Source organism: Microbacterium sp. ANT_H45B, from assembly GCF_008369345.1.
Taxonomy (GTDB): domain Bacteria; phylum Actinomycetota; class Actinomycetes; order Actinomycetales; family Microbacteriaceae; genus Microbacterium.
This window is the reverse complement of sequence record NZ_VOBK01000004.1, coordinates 147,618-171,532: the sequence shown is the minus strand read 5'-3', so window position 1 is coordinate 171,532 and position 23,915 is coordinate 147,618. Positions and strand designations below refer to the sequence as shown.

The window sequence follows — 23,915 nt, the reverse complement described above, 5'->3', positions numbered from 1 at the left end:
GCGTCCAGGCTACCCCCGCGCCGACAGCGCCTTCATGATGCGCTGGGGAGAGACGGGCTGGGCGGTGCCGAGGCGCTGCGCGAACACGCTCACGCGATACTCCTCCAGCAGCCACCGCGTCTCGACCAGCGGGGGCGGCGCATCGGCGGGGAGCGGGATCGCGCCCCCGGCATCCTCGAACGCCCCGGCCATCCGTTCGTACTCGCTCATCCGCGTGCGGTCCTTGCCCGGCTCGCTCGACAGGGTCTTCAGCCGGTCGAGCATTCCGTCGAGGTAGCGCGGGAAGTGCGCGAGGCGGTCGACGCCCGCGGCGGAGACGAACCCCGGGTGCAGCAGCCCCGAGAGCTGGGTGCGGATGTCGTTCAGCGGGCCGAGCAGCGCGAGGGAGTTCTGCGAGCGGATGCCGCGTTCGACGTCGCGCGTCTTCGTCAGGATGCGCGCGACGAGCGACACGCAGGCGAAGAGCGCGTCGACGAGTGCCGCCGACACCGCCTCCCGCACGCGGACGAACTCGGCCTCCGTGCGGATGATGCCGCCCGGCACGGTGCGATCGATCACGTTCTGCACCACCGCGGCCCGGCAGTCCTCGATGAGCGCCGCGGCCGACTGATAGGGCGATGCGGCGAGGGCGAGCTTCTCCTGGCTGGTGAGGTGCTCCTGCACGTACGACGACGGCGAGGGCACGCCGAGCAGCACGAGGCGCAGCACACCGCGGCGCGTGGCGGCCGCCGCGGCATCCGCCGTCGACTCCACCCGTACCGAGACGGTCTTGCCCTGGTCGACCAGGGCGGGGTAGCCCCGCACCACACCGCCGGCGACGCGGGTGTCGAGGACCTCGGGCAGGTCGCCGAACGTCCAGCCGGTGAGGCCGTCCTTCTCGATCGAGGTGGCGACGGCGGGCGGCTGCGGTCCCTTTGAGGGACCGGGGCGACGGGGAGGGGCCGCGATGGAGCGGGCGACGCTGGTGCGCGCCCGATCGGCGAGCTGCGCCTGCAGTGCGCTCAGGTCGCGACTCGATCCGACCACTCGGCCGCGTTCGTCGACGGCGCGGAAGTTCATCCGCAGGTGGGCGGGCACCCGGTCGTCCTCGAACTCGGACGCCGAGACGAGCTGGTTCGCCAGCGGTTGGATCAGTCGCGCGAGCGCGTCCTTGAGCGTGCGTGTCGGCAGACCCCCGTGCGACTCGGGGCCGTGACCGACCAGTTCCGCCCCGAACCTGTCGGCCCAGTCGGCCGCGGGGACCACGTGCCGGCGGATCGCCTTCGGCAGCGCGCGCAGCAGACCCGTGACGAGCTCCGCTCGGAGCCCCGGCACCTGCCAGTCGAAGCCACGATCCTCGATCTGCGCGAGCAGGGGGAGCGGGATGACGACGCTCACGCCGTCGTCGGCCGCGCCGGGCTCGAAGCGGTAGGCGAGTCCGAGGACCTGATCTCCCTGCGTCCACCTGGTGGGGAACTCGTTCTGATCGGCGCGGCCGTCGTCGTCGAGCAGGTCGGCCTCGCGCATCACGAGGAGCTTCGGCGCGGTGGACAGCTGCTCGCGCCACCAGGTCTCGAACGAGCGCACGTCGAACACGTCGGAGGGGATGCGCTCGTCGTAGAAGCGGAAGACGGCCTCGTCGCCCGCCAGGATGTCGCGGCGGCGCTCGCGCTCCTCGAGCTTCTCGAGACGTCTGCGCAGTTCGGCGTTGCTGCGCCAGAACGCGCTCACACGCTTGTCGATGCGCGTCGGATCCCACTCGCCCTCGACCAGCGCGTGCCGGAGGAACAGCTCGCGGGACGCCGCGCGGTCGATGCGCGCGAACTGCACACGGCGGCGAGGGATGATCTCGACTCCGAACAGCGTCACCTTCTCGTAGGCGACGGCGGCGCCGGCGTCCTTCGACCAGTGCGGCTCGGTGACCTGACGCTTCGCGAGGTCGCCCGCGAGAGCCTCGGCCCAGGCCGGATCGATCGCGGCGACCGTGCGCGCGTATGTGCGGGACGTCTCGACGATCTCGGCGGCCATGACCGACTGCGGGGCCTTCTTGCGCAGCGCGGAACCGGGGAAGATCGAGAAGCGGATGCCGCGCGCACCGCGGTACTCGGCCATCCGCTTCTTCTTCGGATCCACGCCCTTGCCGGTGTTGCGCTCGTCGAGGATGCCGATCTGCGACAGCAGACCCGCGAGCAGCGCGCGGTGGACCGCGTCCGGATCCGCAGCGCCGGAGCCGCCCGCGTCCTTCTCCCTGACGAGTGAGCGCAGCTGACGGTGCACGTCGAACCACTCCCGCACCCGCACGTAGTTGAGGTGCTCGGAGCGGCACAGTCGCCGGAACGCGCTCGACCCGAGCTCGCGCTGCTGTTCCCTCAGGTGGTTCCAGAGGTTGAGGATCGAGAGGAAGTCGCTCGTCGGGTCGGCGAATCGCGCGTGCATCCGGTCGGCCTCGTCGCGCACGCTCTGCGGGGCATCCTGCGACGGGCGCTCTCGGACGTCCTGGATCGACATCCCCGCCACGATCGCGAGCACGTCACGGCTGACGGCGGCGCCGCCCGATCGACCGGCCTCGATCAGCATGCGGGCGAAACGCGGATCGATGGGGATGCGCGAGATGTCGCGGCCGATGCGGGTGAGGCGGGGGGAGTCCCCGCCGCCGGCGACGGCGCCGAGCTCGGTGAGCAGATCGACGGCCGCCTTCACTCCCCGGGAATCGGGAGGCGTGAGGAAGGGGAAGGCGGTGATGTCGCCGAAGCCGAGCGACAGCATCTGCAGGATGACCGAGGCGAGGGAGGTGCGCAGGATCTCGGGCTCGGTGAACTCCGCCCTCCTGTCGAAGTCCTCCTCGCTGTAGAGCCGGATCGCGATGCCGTCGCTCGTACGGCCCGCACGGCCCGAGCGCTGATTCGCCGAGGCCTGCGAGATCGCCTCGATGGGCAGGCGCTGCACCTTCGACCGGCTGCTGTAGCGCGAGATGCGCGCGGTGCCGGTGTCGATCACATAGCGGATGCCGGGTACGGTCAGGCTGGTCTCGGCGACGTTCGTGGCGAGCACGACGCGTCGGCGCACGCCGGCCACCCGGCTCTTCTCGAACACCCGGTGCTGCTCGGCGGCCGACAGGCGTCCGTACAGCGGCAGGACCTCGGTGGGGGAGCGGTCCTTCGCGTACGCCCCGCGCACGGCATCCGCGGCATCCCGGATCTCGGCCTCGCCGGGGAGGAACACGAGCACGTCGCCCGGCTCCTCGCGATCGAGCTCGCGCAGCGCGGCGACGATCGCGGTCACCTCGTCGGCCTCCTCCGCGGAGCCGGTCTCGCCGGTCTCGCCGTTCTCGTCGGTCTGCGCGCGGTAGCGGATCTCCACCGGGAAGGTGCGACCGGACACCTCGATGACCGGGGCGGGCTCGCCGGCGGCGGTGGCGAAGTGGCGCGCGAAGCTCTCGGGATCGATCGTCGCGGAGGTGATGATCACCTTGAGATCGGGGCGCTCGGGGAGGATCCGCACCAGATAGCCCAGCAGGAAGTCGACGTTGAGCGAGCGCTCGTGCGCCTCGTCGATGATGATCGTGTCGTAGCGGCGCAGCAGTCGGTCGCGGTGGATCTCGTTGAGCAGGATGCCGTCGGTCATCAGCGCGATGCGCGTCTCGTCGGACACCTTGTCGGTGAAGCGCACCTTGTACCCGACGACGCCGCCCAGCTCCACCTGCAGCTCCTCGGCCACGCGCTCGGCGATCGTGCGGGCGGCGAGGCGGCGGGGCTGGGTGTGGGCGATGCGCTCACGGCCGAGGTCGAGGCAGATCTTCGGCAGCTGCGTGGTCTTGCCGGATCCCGTCGCGCCCGCCACGATCACGACCTGATTGTCGCGGATGGCGTCGGCGATCTCGTCCCGCGCGGCGCTGACGGGCAGCTCGGGAGGATAGAAGATGACGGGGGAGGACATAGAACTCCCATCGTACGATTCATCCGTGAGCACTGCGTCGTCGTCCCTCCCCGCCACCCGGTGGTTCCGCGAGTTCGGTCGGTCTCCCCGCATCCTGGGTCTCGACATCGCGCGGGGTCTGGCGATCCTCGGGATGGCCGGTGCGCACATCGGCGAGACCCCGTCCTTCGATCCGATGGATCCGTCCACCTGGAGCGACCTCGTGCACGGCCGCTCCTCGATCCTGTTCGCCGTGCTGGCGGGCATCTCGATCGCCCTGATGACCGGACGCCGCACGCCGCCCGCACCCGAGCGGCTGCCCACGATCCGTCTGCAGCTGGTGGGGCGCGGCGCCGTGATCTTCCTGATCGGTCTGGCGCTGGAGATGCTGAACACCCCGATCGCGGTCATCCTCACCCTCTACGGCCTGCTCTACGTCGCCGTCATCCCGTTCCTGCGGTGGCCGCCGTGGAAGCTGCTGACGGCGGCGGGCGTCCTCGCGCTCGCGGCGCCGTCGCTGCTGGCTCTGCTCGCGGCCCTCACCCTGCACCCGTACGGGGCGGGGGTGAGCCTGGTGCTGTACGGCTCGTACCCGATCACCGCCTGGCTCGCGTTCGTGCTGGCCGGCATGGCACTCGGCCGCCTGCAGGTCGACAGGCTCGAGACCGCGGCGATCACCCTCGCCGTCGGGCTCGGTCTCATGGCGGTCGGATACGGGCTGGGTCTCGTCGGCGCGGTCGCGGGGCTGGGCCCCTCGTCGTACGACGGCGGCGGCGCCTCGGCGTCGGGTTGGAGCACCTACCCGGAGGCTCTCGCCGCCGCAGATCCGCTGGGCGCGGTGGTCTCCGCGGTCTTCGCCGTCGACCCGCATTCGGGTGGGACCGCCGAGATCCTGGGCTCCGGGGGCTTCGCGCTGTGCGTCGTCGCCGCGTGCCTGCTGCTGAGCGGGCCGCTGCGCTGGGTGCTGCTCCCGCTGGGCGCCCTCGGATCCATGCCGCTGTCGGCATACACGGTGCACGTCCTCTCCACCGCTCTCGTCGGCGGACCCGGGGGCTTCTTCGCGAGCAACGCGTTCTGGGGTGCCACGGCCATCTGTCTGCTGCTGATCTCGACCGTGTGGTCGATCCTCTGGGGTCGCGGTCCCCTGGAGAGGCTGGTCGGACGTGCCGCGACGACGATGGCCGCAATCCCGAGCGGCGCCGTCCCGACAGGCCCTGCACAGGCCACGGGTCGTAGGCTGGAATCATGACGATTCCAGCACTCGAACTCAACGACGGACACTCCATCCCCCAGCTCGGGTACGGGGTGTTCAAGGTCCCGGCCGACGAGACCGAGCGTGCCGTGAGCCAGGCGCTCGAGATCGGCTATCGACACATCGACACCGCCGCCATCTACGGCAACGAGGAGGGCGTCGGCGCCGCGATCGCCGCCTCCGGTCTCGCGCGTGACGAGCTGTTCATCACCACCAAGCTCTGGAACGACCGTCACCACGACGAGGAGCCGCGCGCGGCGATCGGCGAGAGCCTCGGCAAGCTTGGTCTCGACGCCGTCGACCTGTACCTCGTGCACTGGCCCACGCCCGAGAAGGACGACTATGTGCACGCCTTCGCGAAGCTGGTCGAGCTGCGCGAGGCCGGCCTGACGCGCAGCATCGGCGTCTCGAACTTCCTGGTCCCGCACCTCGAGCGCGTCGTCGCCGAGACCGGTGTGACCCCGGCGGTCAACCAGATCGAACTGCACCCGGCCTACCAGCAGCGCGACATCGTGGACTGGGCGACCGCGCACGGCATCCGCATCGAGTCCTGGGGTCCGCTCGGCCAGGGCAAGTACGACCTGTTCGGCACCCCGGCCATCGCCGACGCCGCCTCGACGCACGGCGTGACGCCCGCCCAGGCGGTGCTGCGCTGGCACCTGCAGAAGGGATTCATCGTGTTCCCCAAGTCGGTGCGCGAGGAGCGGCTGCGCGAGAACCTCGATGTCTTCGGATTCGAGCTCACCGAGGCCGAGATCGCGGCCATCGACGCGCTCGACCCGCTCGACGGATCGGGCCGCGTCGGCTCGCACCCGAACGACGTGAACTGAGGCCAGGTGCCCTGACCCGGTCCGGACGGAGACGTCCCGTATCGACAGATGACGCCCCGTGTCGCCGCTCGCGACACGGGGCGTCGTCGTGAGTAGCGTCGTCGGCATGACTGCTCCCTACCGCGTCGTCGCCGTCTCCGGATCCCTGCACGAGCCCAGCAAGACCACGGCGCTCATCCGTGCCATCGCCGATGCCGTCGCCGAGCGCGCGGAGGTCGAGATCGAGATCGTCGAGCTCACCGACATCGGACCCTCACTCGCGGGTGCGCTGCGCCGCGATCAGCTGCCGGCCGAGGTCGAGGAGAAGCTCGTCGCGATCGAGACGAGCGATCTTCTGATCGTCGGGAGCCCCGTCTACCGGGCCTCGTTCACCGGGCTCTTCAAGCACCTGTTCGATTTCGTCGGTCAGTACGAGCTCGTCGGCAAGCCGGTGCTGCTCGCCGCGACCGGCGGCGGCGAGCGCCACGCCCTCATCATCGAGCACCAGCTGCGACCGCTGTTCGCGTTCTTCCAGGCGCTCACCCTGCCGGTCGGCGTCTACGCCAGCAACACCGACTTCGACGGCTACGTGATCGCCTCGGAAGTGCTGCGGGCGCGGATCGCGCTGGCGGCGGAGCGCGCCCTGCCGCTCGTGGGCTACGCGGCCTCGCGTCCCGCTGAGCAGCTCCTCGTGTCCTGAGCAGCTCCTCGCGTCCCGCCGAGCATCTCCTCGCGTCCCGCCGAGCAGCTCCTCGCGTCCCGCCGAGCAGCTCCTCGTCTCCTGAGCGGTTCGTCTCCCGGCGCCTCCCGGTCTTCGCGGCGGCGTAGCGTGAGAGGATGACCAACCGGCTCGCCGACACGCTCAGCCCCTATCTCCGCGCTCATGCCGACAATCCGGTCGACTGGTATCCGTGGGGACCCGAGGCGTTCGCCGAGGCGCAGCGCCGCGACGTGCCCCTGATGATCTCGATCGGGTATTCGACGTGCCACTGGTGCCATGTCATGGCGCGCGAGTCGTTCGCGGATCCCGCGACGGCCGCGCTCATCGATCGCGACTTCGTCGCGGTCAAGGTCGATCGCGAGGAGCATCCCGACGTCGACGGCGCCTACATGGCCGCCGCGTCGGCGTTCACGCAGAACCTCGGCTGGCCGCTCACGGTCTTCACGACGCCCCGCGGGCGGCCGTTCTATGCCGGCACCTACTGGCCGCCCGAGGCGCGACAGCCGATGCCCGCCTTCCGTGACGTCCTCGCGGCCGTGCACGAGGCCTGGACCGTCCGCCGCGGGCAGGCGGAGGAGTCCGCGGATGCGGTGACCGACGCGCTGGCGCGGGCGGCGACCTCGATGCCCTCCGATCTGCCGGATGCCGCCGCGATCGCCGCTGCGGCCGGGGCGATCGCCGCGCGCGAGGATCCGCAGTTCGCCGGCTTCGGGGGCGCGCCCAAGTTCCCGGTGGCGACGACGCTGGGGCTGCTGCAGACCCCGCTGGTGCGCCGGGAGGCCGCGGATGCCGCGGCGGCGGCCGAACGGGCGCTCGCGGCGATGGCGGCATCCGATCTGTGCGACGCCGACGGCGGCTTCTTCCGTTACGCCACCCAGCGCGACTGGACCGTGCCGCACTACGAGCGGATGCTGACCGACAACGCGCAGCTGCTCCTCGTGGCTCTCGCCGCCGACGACGAGCCCACGGTCCGCGGCATCGCCGGGTTCCTGCTCGACACGCTCCGCCTCGACGGGGGAGGGTTCGGCGCCGCCCAGGACTCGGAGTCGTGGATCGACGGCGCGCGCAGTGAGGGCGGCTACTACCTGCGGGCGGTGTCGGAGCGGGCGGGCCTGGAGCCGCCGTCGGTCGACGGCAAGGTGATCACGGGCTGGAACGGGCTGGCGATCGCCGCGCTCGCCACGGCGGGAGCGACGCGTGCCGAGTCGTCGTGGGTGCGCGCGGCGCAGGAGGCCGCCGAGTACGTGCTGCGGGTCAACACGGACCCGGCCGGGAGGCTCGTGCGCGCCTCGCTCGACGGGGTCGCGTCCGACGCGGTGGCGACGACCGCCGATGTCGCGCTGCTCGCCGACGGGCTGTTCGCCCTCGCCGTCGCGACGGGAGAGGCGGCGTGGGCCGTCTCCGCGCGCGACCTGCTCGACACCGCCATCGAGGGACTCGACGGAGATCCGCTGCTCGCCGCGCACGGCATCGCCGTCGCCCCGGATCAGAGCGACGGCGATCTGCCGTCCGGTACGGCGGCCGTCGCCGCCGCGTCGCTCACCGCCTGGCGGCTGGGGGCGGGGGAGCGGTACCGGGCGGCTGCCGCCGAGCGGGTGCGCGAGCATGCGGCATCCGCTCTCGCGCAGCCTTTCGCGCACGGCAGCCTGCTGCGTGCATCGGCCGGACTCGTCGATGCTCCCCGCCAGATCGTCGTGGTGACGGTGTCACCCTCCGGGGCCCTCGCGGCCGCCGCGCGGCGCAGCGATGCCGACCTGATCTCGATCGTCACGCCCGCCCAGGCCGAGGCGTTCGCGGACGCCGGGTTCGCGCTGTTCGAGGGCAAGGGGGCGTCGGTCGAGGGCGACGGCGTCGAGCGGGCCTTCGACTGCCGGGCGTTCGCCTGCCGGCTGCCGGTGAGCGATCCCGGCGAGATCTCCCGCTCGAGGTGACGCTCAGCAGGCAGTGCAGCCTGAGCGGGCGGTGCAGCCTCAGCGGGCGTTGCGCGGATGCTGTCGCGCGGTGCGCTCGTTGCCGCGCCGATAGTCGCCGGTGATCCGCGCCATCAGCAACTGCGGGTCCCCGCCCGCGACCTGAGCGAGGAAGTCGCTCGCCCGCGCGCCGCGAAGCACGGTCGCGGTCGTCCCGTGGTGGCGGATGACGACGTCATCGCCGCGCACCGTGAACTCGAAACCGGAGGGGCTGCCCATGCTGCGATCGTAGCCCTCGGGTCAGATCCAGCCCGGCATCCAGTTGTGCAGCAGCCAGAAGTCGTACGGCACGCTCATTCCCGTCCACACGGGGTAGAAGAACGCGGAGACCAGCACCACGACGACGAGGAAGATCAGCACCGTCCGCTCGCCCGCCTGCCGTCGGTGCAGCGGGTCCTCGCGCCGTCCGGCGAGGTGACGCAGCACGACGGCCAGGGCGATCGCGAGGAAAGGTGCCATCGCCACCGTGTAGAACTGGAAGATCGTGCGCTCGGGGAACAGCAGCCACGGGATGTACGTGGCGGCGAGTCCGACCAGCGCGAAGGTGAAGGCGGGCCCGACGGGGCGGCGGGAGATCCAGCCGCGGACCATCCGGTAGATGAGGTAGACGGCGGCGGCGACGCCGGCGTACCAGATGAGCGGATTCGGGATCGTCGAGATCACGGCGATGCAGTGGTCGACGCCGCACGGCGCGGGGTCGCTGCCCACCCAGACCGCCGTCGGCCGCAGCAGGAACGGCCACTCCCACGCAGGGCTGGCGTAGGGATGCCCCTTCACGAGGCCGACGTGGAAGTTCAGGATCGCCTCGTGGTAGTTCCACAGGGCGATCAGCGGGTTCGGGTCGCTCTGGCGGGCGTAGCCGCCGGAGGTCACCAGCCATCCGGTCCAGCTGGTGAGGTAGACGGCGAATGCCGGGACGACCAGCAGCACGAACGACACGGGCCCCTGGCGGAAAGCGGCGGAGGTGGGCCACAGCACCACGCCGGCGCGGCGGCGGGCGAGGGCGTCGGTCACCACGACGTAGAGTCCGAAGGCGGCGAGCGCGTACAGGCCCGACCATTTCACGGCACAGGCGGCGCCGAGCGCGACACCGGCGGCGACCAGCCACGGCCGCCGCCACAGCACCCGGCCCCACATCGGGTCGGGGGCGTCGGGGTCCGCGTGTTCGAGCACCGGGATCACCCGGTCGCGGTCGATGAGGATGAAGAGCGCACCGAGCATCAGGAAGAACGTGAGCGGTCCGTCGAGCAGCGCGGTGCGGCTCATCACGATGCTGAGGCCGTCGATCGCGAGCAGCGTCGCGGCGACGGTCCCGACGACGATCGAGCCGGTCAGACGGCGCGCGACCAGGTACACGAGCAGCACCGTGGCGGTGCCGAGCAGGGCGGTCGCGATGCGCCAGCCGACGGTGTTGTCCGGTCCGCCGACGGCCATGCCCAGGGCGATCAGCCATTTGCCCAGCGGCGGGTGCACGATGAACGACCCCGCCTCCGACAGCGGAAGCTGCTGCAGGGTGATGAAGGCCTCGTTCGCGTCCTTGCCCCACGTGCCCTCGTAGCCCAGGGTCCACAGCGACCAGGCGTCCTTGACGTAGTACGTCTCGTCGAACGCGAGCTGGTGCGGATGCCCGAGGTTCACCAGACGCAGCACGGCGGCGAGCGCGGTCACGACCAGCGGGGCGAACCAGCGCAGCATCCGCCCCCAGTCCGGGTCGTCCAGGAGGCGGTCGCGCAGCCGTCCGTAGCGCGTCAGCCGTTCCTCGGGCGGAGGCATCAGCGGTACGGGCGTGGTCACCGCTCCAGCCTAGACAACCCGGCCATGGCGTCCGCCTAAGCTGGGCGGGTGATCATCCTCGCCGCGACCCCGATCGGAAACCTCGGGGACGCGTCGCGCCGCCTCGTCGAGGTGCTGGAGAACGCCGAGGTCGTCGTCGCGGAGGACACCCGCACCACCGGGCGACTGCTGCAGGCCCTGCAGATCGCGAACCGGCCGCGGCTGATCGCCCTGCACGATCACAACGAGAAGCAGAAGGCGGCCGAGCTCGCGACGCTCGCGATCGAGACCGACGTCGTCGTCGTCAGCGATGCCGGGATGCCGGCGATCAGCGACCCCGGCTACGGGCTGGTCGCCGCGGCCGTGGCGCTGGGCGTGACCGTGACCGCCATCCCCGGTCCCAGCGCGGTGCTGATGGCCCTGTCGATCTCGGGACTGCCGACCGACCGGTTCACGTTCGAGGGGTTCCTGCCCCGCAAGCCGGGGGAGCGGCGCTCGACGCTGCGCGCGCTCGCCGCCGAGCCCCGCACCATGGTCTTCTTCGAGTCGCCGGCACGGCTGGCGTCGTCGCTCGCCGACATGGGCACAGCCTTCGGCGACGACCGGCGCATCGCGGTGTGCCGCGAGCTCACGAAGTTCTACGAGGAGGTCCGCCGAGGCACCTCCGCCGAACTGGTGGAGTGGGCGACGGCGGGGGTCAAGGGCGAGATCGTGGTCGTCGTCGAGGGGGCGCCCCGCAGGGAGGCCTCGGCGGATGACGCGCTCGCGCAGGTGCAGCGGCTCGTGTCCTCCGGCATCCGTCTGAAGGATGCGTGTGCCGAGGTCGCCGCGGCCACCGGTCTCTCGTCGCGCGACCTGTACCAGGCCGCGCTCGCCGCCCGCAGCTGATGACCGCGGGGGTCGATGCCGAGATCGCGGCAGCGTACGACGCGCGCGCGGCCGAGTACGTCGCGCTGGCGGGCACGATCGCGCAGCTGGATGCTCGGGATGCGGCGGTCATCGCTGCCTGGCGCGACGGCACCGCGGGCGTGCTGCTGGACGCAGGATGCGGGCCCGGTCAGTGGACGGAGCTGCTGGCCCGAGGGGAGCGTGAGGCGCGCGGGATCGATCTGTCGGCCGCCTTCGTCGCATCCGCACGGCGCCGGCACCCCGGCATCAGCTTCGACGTCGGCTCCTTCCGCGACCTGCCTCTGGAGGAGCGGTCGGTCGGCGGCATCCTCGCCTGGTATTCGCTGATCCACGTCCCTCCGGCGGATCTGCCCGAGATCCTCGCGGAGTTCGCGCGGGTGCTGGTGCCCGGTGGCAGCCTCCTGATCGGGTTCTTCGAGGGCGAGCCGCGAGAGCGCTTCGCGCATGCGATCGCTCCGGCGTACTTCTGGTCGGCCGACGCGCTCGCCGCGGTGCTGGCGGAGACGGGGCTCGAGGTCGTGTCGTCGGAGAGCCGCGGGCGCGAGCCCGGCGAGGTCAGCACCCGGCCGCACGGGTCGCTCATCGCGCGCTCGACACCCGGGTAGCCTGGTGCACACCCACCCGGAGGAGGAGCGAGCGTGAGCAGGAAGGCGACCGTCTACGACGTCGCGGAGCGCGCCGGCGTGTCGATCGCGACGGTGTCGCGCGTGCTGCGACAGCCGGATGCCGTGCGCCCCGCCACGCGCGAGCGCGTGCTCGACACGGTCTCCGAGCTCGGGTACGTGCCCAGCGGCAGCGCGCGCGGACTCGCGGAACGCCGCACCGGCGTGCTGGGGCTGTACTTCCCGGGGTTCGACGCCTCGGAGGACGCCCCGGTGCTCGACGTGCTCGCCGAGGGGCAGTCCGCCCGGCCGTCGTTCACGGTCGAACAGCGCACCGCCGATGCGGGCGTGCCGCAGCCGACCATGCTGTTCCTCGACGAGGTGCTGCGCGGTGCCGAGCTGGAGGCGTGGAAGCAGGGTTTCGTGCTCATGATCGGTGTCGGTCGCGACGACCCCGGCCGGGAGACGGTGCGCGACATCGCCGGCCGGGTCGACGGACTGATGGTGCTGGCTCGGAGCGTGCCCGACGACGTGCTCGCCCGGCTCGCCCGGCGGATCCCGGTGGTCGTGCTGTCGGGGCCTGCGCGCGGCGACAGCTACGACCACGTCACGGTGGACAACGCCGAGGCCATGGCGGAGCTGACCCGCCTGGTGCTCGCGCAGGCCGACCCCGGCGGCATCGCCTTCCTCGGGGGACCTGCGGATTCTCCCGACGGTGCGCAGCGGTGGGACGGCTTCGCCGCCGCCGTCGCCGAGGCGGGGCTCGCCCTCGATGACGTGACCGTGCTGCGCGGAGACTTCACGCGCGCGTCGGGTCACGCGGCGGCGCAGACGCTCATCGACGGCGGTGCGCCCTCGGTGCTCGTGGCCGCCAACGACCAGATGGCGCTCGGAGCGATCGACGCGTTCCGCTCGGCCGGCATCCGGGTTCCCGACGATGTGCGGGTCACGGGCTTCGACGGCATCGAGGCCGCCGCGCTGTCGCGTCCGGCGCTGACCACCGTGCGGCAGCCGATGATCGATCTCGGTCGTGCCGCCGTGCAGCTGCTCTCCCGCCGCCTCGAGCGGCCGGACGCCGACCCGATGACCGTGCGCCTGCCGTTGCAGATCATCGTCCGCGAGAGCTCGCAGCGCCCCTGACCGACGGACGGCGGCGACGGCGGTCCCGGCCGCGGCGGCTCAGGCGCGGTCGTGCAGCGTGATGCGGTAGCCGTCGGGATCGGCGAACGTGAACGTGCGCCCGAACGGGCCGTCGATCGGTGCGGCGACGATCGTGTGGCCGTCGGCGACCAGCGCGTCGTGGATCTCCTGCACGTCGGTGGCATGGAGCCAGATCGCGGCGCCGATGCCCGGCTGGTCGACGGCGTCGAGGTCGGTGCCGGGAGCGATGTCGCGCAGTGCGAAGGCGATGGGAGTCGTCGTGAAGACCACGGCGTGCGGAGGGCCCGCCGGAGAGCGGACGAGACCGAGGTATCTCTCGTAGAAGGCCTGGGAGGCGGTGAGGTCGCGGGTCTGGAGGGAGACGAAGTCGGGGCCGGTGACGGGCATCAGGTGCTCTTCTCTGTTCGTGTCAGTTATCTGACATGGGTCAGCGTATGTCAGAATACTGACATGAGTCAAGACGGCGGCAGCATCGACCTCGACAGTTCGCTCGGATACCTGCTCAAAGAGGCGTCGAGCGCGCTGCGTGCGGCCATGGAGGAGGTGCTGCGGCCACTCGGGATGACCATCACGCACTACTCCTGCCTCGAGCTGCTCGCCCAGCGCCCCGGCCTCTCGAACTCCGAGCTCGCCCGCGGGGCGTTCGTGACGCGGCAGTCCATGAACGTCCTGCTCCAGACGCTGGAGCGCGACGGCCTGGTCACGCGCCCCGACGCTCCTCCGGTCGGCAAGGCGCTTCCGGCCCGCCTCACCCCGCGCGGGCGGGAGCGTCTCGCCGCCGCCACGGCAGCGGTCCGCTCCGTCGAGATCCGCATGCTCGCAGGGATGACGGACGCGGATCAGTCGGCGGCCTTCCGCGCGCTCCAGAGCATGACCCGGTCGCTGCGCACTCCCGTCGGCTGAGTCTGCCCAGCCCGTCGGCTGAGTCTGTCCAGCCCCGCTGGCAGGCTCTGCCCAGCCCCGTCCGCCGAATACCTCCTCTCGCCGCGAGGGGTTGCGCGGTGCAAATGTATGCGCTTACAATTGCGGGAACGGCTTCGGCCGTGGGGTGCCCCGACCCGTGGGATCCCTTCATGACACAGACGACATGAGGTGGCAGTGTGGCGAAGACGCACATGCTCCGGCGCTGGCGGAGAGCGGCGATCGTGGGACTGGCGGCAGCGGCCGTGGTCCTCAGCGGTTGCAGCATCCAGATCAGTTCGCAGCCCGATCCATCGATCGGCGACGACACGATGCTCATCAATGCGGACAAGGGGAACCCGTTCTTCACACGGAACTTCAATCCGTACCTGACGAACACCCGCACCGCGTCGAGGTGGATCTACGAACCGCTGATCCTGGTGAACCCCCTCGACGGCACGCTCAACCCGTGGCTGGCCTCCGAGTGGACCCAACCCGACGCCCGCACGATCGTGATGACGATCCGCGATGGCGTGACCTGGAGTGACGGCGAAGAGCTGACGCCCGACGACGTGGCCTTCACCTTCCAGCTCCTCAAAGACAACCCGACCCTCGACATCAAGGGCGCGTGGCAGCACCTCGAGAGCGTCGAGACCAGCGGCGACGACATCGTCCTGCACCTGAAGACCGAAGATGCGCCGTCGCTGTCGATCCTCGGGCAGACGATGATCGTGCCGGAGCACCGCTGGGCGGACGTGAAGAACCCGGACACCTACCGCAACGAGGACCCGGTCGGCACGGGGCCCTTCGTGCTGGGCAACTACAACGACCAGCAGTACTCGATGGACAAGAACCCCGACTACTGGCAGGCCGACTCGGTCGAGATCGAGCACATCATCCTCCCCTCCACGAACTCACAGTTGGACACCGTCAGCCGTGGGTACGACTGGGCCTACTCCTTCCTCTCCGATGTCGAGGGCACGTGGGGAGCGGCGAGCGAGCACAACTCCTGGTGGTTCCCGCCGGGCGGTGTGATCGGACTGATGCCGAACCTCGAGGTCGCCCCCTTCGACGACGTGAACGTGCGACGAGGAATCGCCCTCTCGCTCGATCGTGCCGAGATCGCGGAGACCGCCTCCGAGGGGCACATGAAGCCTGCCGGCCAGACCGGACTGATCCTCCCCAACCAGGAGGAGTACCTCGACCCCTCGATCCCCGACCAGGGTGTGATCACCCAGGATCAGGATGCCGCACTCGCCGCCTTCGCCCAGGCCGGATACACCCTCGACGGCAACCGTCTCGTGAACGCGTCGGGCGAGCAGCTCGAATTCTCGCTCACGAGCGCGAACGGCTTCACGGACTGGACGCGGGCAGCGCAGACTGTGCGCAGCCAGCTCGCCGATGTCGGGGTGAAAGTCACCCTCAAGCTCCCGCAGCCCGCGGGCTATCAGAGTGCGATCAGCACCGGAGACTTCGAGATGGCCGTGGGCGGAATGGGCAACGGCGACGTGTACCAGGCCTACAACAACCTGCTCTCCAGCGAGTTCTACGTGCCGTCGGGAGAGAAGACGGCGAACAACTTCGAGCGTTATCGATCGGAGAAGGCCGACGCACTGCTCGCGGAGTACCGCGAGACCGTGGACGCCGCCCGTCAGGCCGAGATCGTCAAGGAGCTGCAGGGCATCGTCTACGACGAGATGCCCGTGATCGGCCTCTACTACGGCGGCATCTGGGGGTTGTTCAACGACGCCAAGTTCACCGGGTGGCCCTCGGCGGAGGACCCGTACATGATCCCGCAGAACTATGACTCCGCGCCGCTGATGATCTTCACGCACCTGAAGCGCGTCGAGGAGGGGGACCGATGAAGTACTCGCTCCAGAAGTTCGGTCTGTTCGTGCTCACCCTGTGGGCTGCCGTCACCCTGAACTTCTTCCTGCCCCGCTTGATGCCCGGCTCCCCGGCGGATGCCGCCATCGCCAAGCTGTCCCAGAACGGGCCGGTGTCCGATGCGACCCGCGCCGCGATCGAAGCGCAGCTCGGCGTCCCCACCGGATCGATGTGGGATCAGTACGTCGCCTATCTCGGACAGGTGGTCCGGCTCGACTTCGGCGTCTCGTACACGTTCTATCCGCAGTCCGTGTCGAGCATGGTGTCGACCGCGCTGCCGTACACGATCGGCCTGGTCGGCATCGTCACGATCCTCGCCTTCGTGATCGGCACGCTGATCGGCGTCGCCGCCGCGTGGCGCCGCGGCACCTGGCTCGACTCGCTGCCGACGCTGACCGGCTCGTTCCTCAGCACCTTCCCGTATTTCTGGACCGCGCTGCTGCTGCTGTTCTTCCTCGGGTACGTGCTGCACTGGTTCCCGACGACCGGCGCGTACGCCGCGACGACGACCCCGGGGTTCACCGGAGAATTCATCGGCGACCTGCTCAGCCACGCGGTGCTGCCCGCGCTGACGATCCTGCTGACCTCGCTCGGCGGCTGGATCATCGGCATGCGCAACGCCATGATCAACACGCTGGGCGACGACTACGTGACCTTCGCCGAGGCGAACGGGCTGCACGGCCGCACGATCGCGATCCGCTACGCCGCCCGCAACGCGATCCTGCCGAACCTCACCGGCTTCGGCCTCACCCTCGGCGGTGTGGTCGGCGGATCGATCCTCGTGGAGCAGGTGTTCGGATATCCCGGTATCGGATATCTGCTCTTCAACGCCGTGATCGGGCAGGACTACCCGCTCATGCAGGCGCTCTTCCTGATGATCACCGTCAGCGTGCTCGTCGCCAACTTCCTCGTGGACATCCTCTACGGGGTACTCGACCCGAGGACTCGCCGATGACCTCCACCATGAACGTCAAGGTTCCCGCCGAGCGGATCGCGGCTCCCAGCCCGTGGCGCTCGTTCGCCCGCATGGTCGGCACGCTCTGGTCGAACGGCAAGGCCAGGCTCGGACTCATCATCCTCGGACTCTTCGTCGTGGTGGCGGTGTTCGCGCCGTTGATCGCGCCGTACGGGGCCAAGGACAACTCGTTCGAGCGCAACGCCGACGCCTCGTGGGCCCACTGGCTCGGGACGACGGCCGCCGGGGAGGATGTGCTGAGCCAGCTGATCTTCGGATCGCAGATCAGCCTGCTGGTCGGCCTCGCCGCCGGCATCCTCTCGACGATCGTCGCCGTGCTGATCGGTCTCAGCTGGGGGTACATGCGCGGATTCCTGGGCGAGGTGGTCGGCTTCATCGTCAATCTCTTCCTCGTGATCCCCGGTCTGCCCCTCATGATCGTGATCGCCGCCTACCTGCAGAACGGCGGCATCCTGATGATCATCGCGGTGATCGTCGTCACCGGATGGGCATGGGGAGCGCGTGTGCTGCGCAGCCAGACCCAGTCGCTCCGCGGCAACGACTTCGTCACCTCGGCGCAGTTCTCGGGTGACAGCCGTGCGCGCATCGTGTTCCGCGAGATCCTGCCGAACATGACCTCGATCATCGCCGGGACGCTCTTCGGAGCGGCGACGGCGGCGATCCTCGCGGAGGCCGGACTCGAGTTCCTCGGTCTCGGAGACTCCAGCATCGTCAGCTGGGGCACCATGCTCTACTGGGCGCAGAACTCCAACTCCCTGCTCACGGGGCAGTGGCTGCTGCTGTTCGCCCCCGGTCTGTGCATCGCCCTGCTCGCCCTGAGCCTGACACTGATCAACTTCGGCGTGGACGGCATCTCCAATCCGCGCCTGCGTGAAGGGAAGGGCCGATGAGCGCCATGGAAGACAGCGGCATCCTGCTCGACGTGCAGGATCTGTCGGTCGAATACGCATCGCCGGGCACGAAGCCGGTCACCGCGGTCGAGAGCGTCTCGTTCTCGCTGCGTCGCGGCGAGTTCGTCGGGCTCGTCGGGGAGTCCGGGTCGGGCAAGTCGACCCTGGGCTTCGCGCTGACCCGTCTGCAGAAGCCTCCGGCGCGCATCAGCGGCGGCCGCATCCTGTTCGACGGTCGCGACATCCGCGAGCTGAACGCGGAGGAGCTGCGGCGTCAGCGTCAGGGCGGGTTCGCGATGGTGCTGCAGTCGGGCATGAACGCGCTGAACCCGGTGCGCACGGTCGGCAATCACTTCCGCGACATCTTCGCCGCCCACGGGCACGTCCCCCAGAAGGATCGGGAGGCCAGGGCCGAAGAGCTGATCGGCAAGGTAGGCCTCGACCGTTCAGTGCTCGCTCGGTATCCGAGCGAGCTGTCCGGTGGAATGCGCCAGCGCACCTCGATCGCTCTCGCGCTCTCGCTGGAGCCCCAGCTGATGGTGTTCGACGAGCCGACCACGGCCCTCGACGTGCTCGTGCAGCACGCCGTCATGGACACGATCAAGGACCTGCAGCGGTCCGAGCACTTCACCGCGATCCTGATCAGCCATGACCTGGGCATCGTGCTCGAGGCCACCGATCGGGTCATGGTCATGCACGAGGGGCGGATCGTCGAGGACGCACCGAGCATCGACATCCTCACCAGGCCGCAGGACGAGTACACGCAGATGCTGCTCAGCCACTACGCCGACCCGAGGGCCGAGTCGATCTCGATCCCCGGTTTCGTCGACCTGGGCACGCGCCGACGCGAGGGACGGTCGCGCACCGACGTCACCGAGACGGTGCCGACGGTGTCGCAGCGGGACACGCGCCGTGCGGATGCCGCGATCGTCGTCGAGGGCGTGTCGAAGCGGTACCCCGCACCCCGCCGCGGCGAGAAGCCGGTGACGGCGGTCGACGACGTGTCGTTCCGGCTCGAACCGGGTGAGGCGCTCGCCCTCGTCGGGGCGTCGGGCTCGGGCAAGTCGACGATCGCGAAGCTCATCACGGGCGTCGAGAAGCCCACCGACGGCACCGTGCGGTTCGGCGACGTCGATGTGGCGAGCCTCGGCCGCAAGGGGCTGCGCGATCTCCGCAAGGACGTCCAGATGGTCTTCCAGGACCCGTATGCGGCGCTCAACCCGCTGCACACCGTCGAGTACGCCCTCAGCCGTCCGATCCGCAACTACACGAAGCTCCGCGGGCAGGAGGCACGGGATCGCATGCTCGAACTCCTCGAGACGGTGGGCCTGACACCGGTCGAGCAGTTCGCGGCGAAACTCCCGCACCAGCTCTCGGGCGGCCAGCGTCAGCGCGTGGTCATCGCGCGGGCGCTCGCCAGCGACCCGCAGGTGCTGATCGCCGACGAGCCCGTCTCGATGCTCGACGTGTCGTTGCGCGCGGGCGTGCTCGCCCTGCTCGAGGACCTGCGTGAGCGGTGGGGCATCAGCATGCTCTACATCACGCACGACCTGCTGAGCGCGCGCCTGGTCACCGAGAACATCCTGGTGCTCAACAGCGGACGGGTCGTCGAGCGGGGAGAGACCGCCCAGGTTCTGCAGCATCCCGAGGACCCGTACACGGTCCAGCTGCTGGATGCCGTGCCCAACCCGTCACGCATCCGATAACCCGTCACGCATCCGATAGTCCGTCATTCACCGACGAACACCTCACCCGACGAACACGAGAGGGGCGCACCTGTGCTCACATTCCCTGACGGCTTTCTCTGGGGCGCCGCGACCGCGGCCCATCAGGTGGAGGGGAACAACACGACCAGCAACTGGTGGACGATGGAGCACGCTCCCGGGTCCCCGATGGTGGAGCCCTCGGGCGACGCCGCGGACCACTTCCACCGGTATCCGGAGGACATGCGGCTTCTCGCCGATGCCGGACTGAACTCGTACCGCTTCTCGCTGGAGTGGGCGCGCATCGAGCCCGAGCGCGGCTTCGTGTCGCGGGCCATGCTCGACCACTACCGGCGGATGATCGACACGGCGCGCGAGAACGGACTCGACCCGACGGTGACCCTGATGCACTTCACGGTGCCGCAGTGGTTCCAGAAGGACGGATTCTGGCGGGCGGATGATGCGGTCGACCTCTTCTCGCGCTACGTCGAGACGGTGCTGCCGATCCTCGAGGGCGTGACCTACGTCTGCACGATCAACGAGCCGAACATCGCGGCGATGCTCGCCGGGGGAGAGGATGCGGCCAACCTCGTCGCGTTCGGTCTGCCGAACCCCGACCTCGCGGTGGCCGACACCCTGCTCGACGCCCACCACCGGGCATCCGAGATCCTGCACTCCGTGCCTGGCGTGCAGGCCGGATGGACGATCGCGACGCAGGCCTTCCACTCCACCGGCGAGCCCGGTGCCGACGAGATGCTGGCCGAGTACGGCGACCCTCGCGATCACTGGTACCTCGACCAGTCCGCGGGTGACGACTTCGTCGGTGTGCAGGCGTACACGCGCACCTTCATCGGCCCCGAGGGCCCTCGCCCGGTCGCGGACGATGTCGAGACGACGCTCACCGGGTGGGAGTTCTTCCCCGAAGCGCTCGAGATGGGCGTGCGCAGTGCGTGGGAGCGCAGCGGAGGGGTGCCGGTGCTCGTGACCGAGAACGGCATCGCGACCGCGGACGACACCCGGCGCATCGCGTACACCCAGGGCGCGCTGGAGGGGCTGCACCGGGCGATCTCGGACGGCATCGAGGTCAAGGCGTATCAGCACTGGAGTGCGCTCGACAACTACGAGTGGGCCAGCGGATTCCGCCCGACCTTCGGTCTCATCGGCTTCGACCACGAGACGTTCGCGCGCACGCCGAAGCCGTCGCTGGCATGGCTGGGAGAGGTGGCCCGCCGCAACGCCCTCTGACGGGGTTACCCTCGGATCATGACCAACCGGAGCGTGACCGACCGGAGCACGATCGAGGAGACCCGCACGCTGCGGGGCGACCGGCGTCGATCGGCGGCCGCCGGGCTGAGCGCGGCGGTCGTCGCGGTCGGCCTGGCGGAGCTCGTCGCCGCGGTCGTGGAACCGAGTGCGAGTCCGTTCGCGGTGATCGGCAGCGGTCTGATCGACCTCGCCCCGAGCTGGGCGAAGGATGCCGCCATCGCCCTGTTCGGCACGGGTGACAAGCTCGCCCTGATCACCGGGATCGCGATCGTCCTCGTCGGCATCGCCGCGCTCGCCGGCATCCTCGAGCGGCGGCGCGCGGGAGTGGGCGCCACGATCCTCGCCGCCCTGGGCGTGCTGGCGCTGGTCGCCGCGATGATCCGTCCCGGTGCCGGGCCGTTCGCCTGGCTTCCCGGGCTCGTCGCGGGAGCGGTCGCCGTGGTCGCCCTGCGGCTGCTCGTGCGACGGCTGAGTCCCGTGCCGTATCTCCGCCCCGACGCCGAGGAGCGCCGACGGTTCCTGCTGTGGACCGTCGGCGTCGCCGCGACCGGTGCGGTGGCCCTCGTCGTGGGCAATGCCGCGCGGGGTGCGACCCGATCGATCGACGCGGTGCGCACCGCTCTGCGGCTGCCTGCGCCGACGACGCCCGCGCCTGCGGTCGCCGCGAGCGCCGAGCTCGGCGTGCCCGGACTCGCCTCGGTCGTCACCTCGAACGCCGACTTCTACCGCATCGACACCGCGCTGATCGTCCCCCGCCTCGACCCCGCGGACTGGACGCTGCGCATCCACGGCATGGTCGAGCGCGAAGTGCGGATCACGTGGGGCGAGCTCCTCGCGCTGCCGATGCAGGAGTCCTACGTGACGCTCGCCTGCGTCTCGAACGAGGTGGGAGGAGACCTGATCGGCAACGCCCGATGGCTCGGGCATCCCGTGCGCGAGCTGCTCGCGAAAGCGGGGGTCGACCCCGATGCCGACATGGTGCTGTCGAGGTCGTCGGACGGATTCACCGCGTCGACGCCGATCGAGGCGCTGACCGATGACCGCGACGCCCTGCTGGCCGTGGCGATGAACGGCGAGCCCCTGCCGATCGAGCACGGGTTCCCGGTGCGCATGGTGGTGCCGGGCCTCTACGGCTACGTGTCCGCGACGAAGTGGGTGACCGAGCTCGAGGTCACCCGGTTCGATCGCGCGACCGCGTACTGGACGGACCGCGGCTGGTCCGAGCGCGGGCCCGTGAAGCTGCAGTCCCGCATCGACGTGCCCCGACCGGGGCAGCGGATCGAGGCCGGCGATGCTGTCGTCGCCGGCATGGCCTGGCAGCAGCACGTCGGCATCGAGGGCGTCGAGGTGCGCATCGATGAGGGGCCCTGGAGTCGCGCCGAGCTCTCGACCCCGATCTCACCCGACACCTGGGTGCAGTGGCGCCTGCCGTGGGCGGCCGAGAGCGGCATGCACACCATCGAGTGCCGGGCGCTGAGCGCCGACGGCGAGACCCAGACCTCGGAACCGGCGGGTGTCGTGCCCGACGGCGCGCAGGGGTGGCATCGCATCCAGGTCTCGGTGGCGTGAGCGCCGTTCCCGACGGCGTAACGACTCCCGGCATCCCGCCTAGAATTGTGCCCATGCCCGCAGGCGACTCGTTCTACATCACCACGCCCATCTACTACCCCTCCGATGTCCCGCACATCGGCCACGGGTACACGTCGGTGGCGGTCGACGCGCTCGCGCGCTGGCACCGCCAGGGCGGCGACGACACGTGGATGCTCACGGGCACCGACGAGCACGGCCAGAAGATGCTGCGGGCGGCGGCGGCGAACAACGTCACCCCGCAGGAGTGGGTCGACAAGCTCGTCACCGAGTCGTGGTTCCCGCTGCTGGAGACCCTCGACGTCGCCAACGACGACTTCATCCGCACCACCCAGGAGCGCCACGAGACGAACGTGCAGACGTTCTTCCAGCGCCTCTACGACAACGGGTACATCTATGCGGGCGAGTACGAGGCCCTCTACTGCGTGGGCTGCGAGGAGTTCAAGCCGGAGTCCGAGATCGTCGACGGGACCGGCCCCTTCGAGGGGCTCAAGGTCTGCGCGATCCACTCCAAGCCCCTCGAGCTGCTGCAGGAGAAGAACTACTTCTTCAAGCTCAGCGAGTTCCAGGACCGTCTGCTCGAGCTGTACCGGACGCAGCCCGATTTCGTGCGCCCCGATTCGGCCCGCAATGAGGTCGTCTCCTTCGTCAGCCAGGGACTCAAGGACCTCTCGATCTCGCGCTCCACGTTCGACTGGGGCATCCCGCTCCCGTGGGACGAGTCGCACGTCATCTACGTGTGGGTCGATGCGCTGCTCAACTACGCCACCGCCGTCGGGTACGGCGCCGACCAGGCGACGTTCGACCGTCGCTGGCCCGCGTACCACGTGGTCGGCAAAGACATCCTGCGCTTCCACGCGGTGATCTGGCCCGCGCTGCTCATGGCCGCAGGGCTCGAGGTGCCCCGCGGCGTCTTCGCGCACGGCTGGCTGCTCGTGGGTGGCGAGAAGATGTCGAAGTCCAAGCTCACCGGCATCGCCCCGACGGAGATCACCGACGTCTTCGGCTCCGACGCGTACCGCTACTACTTCCTGTCGGCGATCGCGTTCGGGCAGGACGGCTCGTTCTCCTGGGAGGATCTGTCGGCCCGCTACCAGTCCGAGCTCGCCAACGGCTTCGGCAACCTCGCCTCGCGCACCATCGCGATGATCGAGAAGTACTTCGCCGGAGCGGTCCCCGCGGCCGCCGACTACAGCGCGCGTGATCTGGAGATCCAGAAGATCGTCGCGGATGCCGCCTCGAACGCGGATGCCGCGGTCGACCAGTTCCGCATCGACGAGGCCATCTCGTCGATCTGGACCATCGTCGACGCCCTGAACGGCTACATCACCGAGAACGAGCCGTGGGCTCTGGCCCGCGACGACGAGCAGCGCGGTCGCCTCGGCACCGTCCTGTACACCTGCGCCGAGGGGCTGCGTGCGCTCGCCGTGCTGCTCTCGCCGGTCATGCCGCAGTCGACGGAGAAGCTCTGGAGCGCCCTCGGCGCCGCCGAGAGCCTCGGACGTCTGCAGGATCAGCCGATCCGCGAGGCGGGGGCGTGGGGGGTGCTGCGCCCGGGAACGAGCGTCCACGCACTCGCGCCGCTGTTCCCGCGCGTGGAGACCACCGCCTGAGC

The 23,915-nt window shown here is 70.2% G+C and carries 19 protein-coding genes; 15 read left to right on the top strand and 4 right to left on the bottom strand.

All coding sequences use genetic code 11. The features are described 5' to 3' along the window. Positions 1–9: 9 nt before the first annotated feature. Positions 10–3,915, bottom strand: coding sequence for an ATP-dependent RNA helicase HrpA (gene hrpA / locus FQ142_RS17010; protein ID WP_149424276.1), 3,906 nt, complete (start codon positions 3,913–3,915; stop codon positions 10–12). A 25-nt stretch (positions 3,916–3,940) separates the two neighbouring features. Between hrpA and FQ142_RS17005 the strand changes: the two genes are divergently transcribed. The 4 genes from FQ142_RS17005 (at position 3,941) to FQ142_RS16990 (ending at position 8,607) form a co-directional block, all read left to right on the top strand. Further along, positions 3,941–5,143, top strand: a complete 1,203-nt coding sequence (locus FQ142_RS17005; RefSeq protein ID WP_262492192.1) for a DUF1624 domain-containing protein — start codon at positions 3,941–3,943, stop codon at positions 5,141–5,143. Then, the gene (locus tag FQ142_RS17000) at positions 5,140–5,976 is read left to right on the top strand and encodes an aldo/keto reductase (protein ID WP_149424274.1); all 837 of its coding nucleotides are present in this window, start codon (positions 5,140–5,142) and stop codon (positions 5,974–5,976) included. Before FQ142_RS17005 ends, FQ142_RS17000 begins: the two co-directional genes overlap by 4 nt. A gap of 106 nt (positions 5,977–6,082) precedes the next feature. Beyond that, positions 6,083–6,655, top strand: coding sequence for an FMN reductase (gene msuE / locus FQ142_RS16995; RefSeq protein WP_149424273.1), 573 nt, complete (start codon positions 6,083–6,085; stop codon positions 6,653–6,655). 137 nt (positions 6,656–6,792) lie between these two features. Then, positions 6,793–8,607, top strand: a complete 1,815-nt coding sequence (locus FQ142_RS16990; protein WP_149424272.1) for a thioredoxin domain-containing protein — start codon at positions 6,793–6,795, stop codon at positions 8,605–8,607. Between the two features lie 39 nt (positions 8,608–8,646). Here the strand turns inward: FQ142_RS16990 and FQ142_RS16985 are convergent, their stop codons facing one another. Together FQ142_RS16985 and FQ142_RS16980 are read right to left on the bottom strand one after the other, a co-directional pair. Continuing rightward, on the bottom strand, positions 8,647–8,865 hold the full coding sequence (locus FQ142_RS16985) for a hypothetical protein (protein ID WP_149424271.1): 219 nt from the start codon (positions 8,863–8,865) through the stop codon (positions 8,647–8,649). Positions 8,866–8,886: 21 nt separating this feature from the next. Then, positions 8,887–10,440: a dolichyl-phosphate-mannose--protein mannosyltransferase gene (locus FQ142_RS16980; protein WP_262492191.1), complete on the bottom strand. Its 1,554-nt coding sequence runs from the start codon at positions 10,438–10,440 to the stop codon at positions 8,887–8,889. A gap of 48 nt (positions 10,441–10,488) precedes the next feature. Here FQ142_RS16980 and rsmI point away from each other — a divergent pair, with 48 nt between their 5' ends. From rsmI to FQ142_RS16965, 3 genes are read left to right on the top strand one after another with little or no spacing between them, the layout of a single operon-like run. Then, positions 10,489–11,307, top strand: coding sequence for a 16S rRNA (cytidine(1402)-2'-O)-methyltransferase (gene rsmI / locus FQ142_RS16975; RefSeq protein ID WP_149424270.1), 819 nt, complete (start codon positions 10,489–10,491; stop codon positions 11,305–11,307). Continuing rightward, positions 11,307–11,933 carry a class I SAM-dependent methyltransferase gene (locus FQ142_RS16970; protein WP_149424269.1) on the top strand — a complete coding sequence of 209 codons (627 nt, stop codon included), beginning with the start codon at positions 11,307–11,309 and terminating at the stop codon, positions 11,931–11,933. Before rsmI ends, FQ142_RS16970 begins: the two co-directional genes overlap by 1 nt. Positions 11,934–11,966: 33 nt before the next feature. Next, on the top strand, positions 11,967–13,070 hold the full coding sequence (locus tag FQ142_RS16965) for a LacI family DNA-binding transcriptional regulator (protein WP_149424268.1): 1,104 nt from the start codon (positions 11,967–11,969) through the stop codon (positions 13,068–13,070). Between the two features lie 39 nt (positions 13,071–13,109). On the opposite strand, the gene FQ142_RS16960 is transcribed toward FQ142_RS16965, so the two are convergent. After that, on the bottom strand, positions 13,110–13,478 hold the full coding sequence (locus FQ142_RS16960) for a VOC family protein (protein ID WP_056420757.1): 369 nt from the start codon (positions 13,476–13,478) through the stop codon (positions 13,110–13,112). A gap of 63 nt (positions 13,479–13,541) precedes the next feature. Between FQ142_RS16960 and FQ142_RS16955 the strand changes: the two genes are divergently transcribed. The 8 genes from FQ142_RS16955 (at position 13,542) to metG (ending at position 23,913) form a co-directional block, all read left to right on the top strand. Then, positions 13,542–13,994, top strand: a complete 453-nt coding sequence (locus FQ142_RS16955; RefSeq protein ID WP_149424267.1) for a MarR family winged helix-turn-helix transcriptional regulator — start codon at positions 13,542–13,544, stop codon at positions 13,992–13,994. Positions 13,995–14,191: 197 nt separating this feature from the next. Next, entirely contained in the window at positions 14,192–15,856 is a 1,665-nt protein-coding gene (locus FQ142_RS16950) for an ABC transporter substrate-binding protein (RefSeq protein WP_262492190.1), read from the top strand. Then, complete coding sequence (locus FQ142_RS16945) at positions 15,853–16,833, top strand: ABC transporter permease (RefSeq protein ID WP_149424266.1); 981 nt, start codon at positions 15,853–15,855, stop codon at positions 16,831–16,833. The genes FQ142_RS16950 and FQ142_RS16945 overlap by 4 nt, the downstream gene beginning before the upstream one ends. Next, positions 16,830–17,744 (top strand): ABC transporter permease, encoded by a 915-nt coding sequence (locus FQ142_RS16940; protein WP_149424265.1) that lies wholly within the window; start codon positions 16,830–16,832, stop codon positions 17,742–17,744. The genes FQ142_RS16945 and FQ142_RS16940 overlap by 4 nt, the downstream gene beginning before the upstream one ends. A 5-nt stretch (positions 17,745–17,749) precedes the next feature. After that, positions 17,750–19,450 (top strand): ABC transporter ATP-binding protein, encoded by a 1,701-nt coding sequence (locus FQ142_RS16935; RefSeq protein ID WP_149424336.1) that lies wholly within the window; start codon positions 17,750–17,752, stop codon positions 19,448–19,450. A 72-nt stretch (positions 19,451–19,522) separates the two neighbouring features. Next, positions 19,523–20,692: a glycoside hydrolase family 1 protein gene (locus FQ142_RS16930; protein ID WP_149424264.1), complete on the top strand. Its 1,170-nt coding sequence runs from the start codon at positions 19,523–19,525 to the stop codon at positions 20,690–20,692. An 18-nt stretch (positions 20,693–20,710) separates the two neighbouring features. Then, positions 20,711–22,282, top strand: a complete 1,572-nt coding sequence (locus FQ142_RS16925; RefSeq protein ID WP_149424263.1) for a molybdopterin-dependent oxidoreductase — start codon at positions 20,711–20,713, stop codon at positions 22,280–22,282. A gap of 53 nt (positions 22,283–22,335) precedes the next feature. Next, on the top strand, positions 22,336–23,913 hold the full coding sequence (gene metG / locus FQ142_RS16920) for a methionine--tRNA ligase (protein WP_149424262.1): 1,578 nt from the start codon (positions 22,336–22,338) through the stop codon (positions 23,911–23,913). Positions 23,914–23,915: the final 2 nt, after the last annotated feature.

Bases quoted from the DNA above. Each gene is read 5' to 3' on its own strand.
- hrpA (WP_149424276.1), bottom strand. From the start codon at position 3,915: ATGTCCTCCCCCGTCATCTTCTATCCTCCCGAGCTGCCCGTCAGCGCC.
- FQ142_RS17000 (WP_149424274.1), top strand. From the start codon at position 5,140: ATGACGATTCCAGCACTCGAACTCAACGACGGACACTCCATCCCCCAG.
- msuE (WP_149424273.1), top strand. From the start codon at position 6,083: ATGACTGCTCCCTACCGCGTCGTCGCCGTCTCCGGATCCCTGCACGAG.
- FQ142_RS16990 (WP_149424272.1), top strand. From the start codon at position 6,793: ATGACCAACCGGCTCGCCGACACGCTCAGCCCCTATCTCCGCGCTCAT.
- FQ142_RS16985 (WP_149424271.1), bottom strand. From the start codon at position 8,865: ATGGGCAGCCCCTCCGGTTTCGAGTTCACGGTGCGCGGCGATGACGTC.
- FQ142_RS16970 (WP_149424269.1), top strand. From the start codon at position 11,307: ATGACCGCGGGGGTCGATGCCGAGATCGCGGCAGCGTACGACGCGCGC.
- FQ142_RS16960 (WP_056420757.1), bottom strand. From the start codon at position 13,478: ATGCCCGTCACCGGCCCCGACTTCGTCTCCCTCCAGACCCGCGACCTC.
- FQ142_RS16955 (WP_149424267.1), top strand. From the start codon at position 13,542: ATGAGTCAAGACGGCGGCAGCATCGACCTCGACAGTTCGCTCGGATAC.
- FQ142_RS16945 (WP_149424266.1), top strand. From the start codon at position 15,853: ATGAAGTACTCGCTCCAGAAGTTCGGTCTGTTCGTGCTCACCCTGTGG.
- FQ142_RS16940 (WP_149424265.1), top strand. From the start codon at position 16,830: ATGACCTCCACCATGAACGTCAAGGTTCCCGCCGAGCGGATCGCGGCT.
- FQ142_RS16935 (WP_149424336.1), top strand. From the start codon at position 17,750: ATGGAAGACAGCGGCATCCTGCTCGACGTGCAGGATCTGTCGGTCGAA.
- FQ142_RS16925 (WP_149424263.1), top strand. From the start codon at position 20,711: ATGACCAACCGGAGCGTGACCGACCGGAGCACGATCGAGGAGACCCGC.
- metG (WP_149424262.1), top strand. From the start codon at position 22,336: ATGCCCGCAGGCGACTCGTTCTACATCACCACGCCCATCTACTACCCC.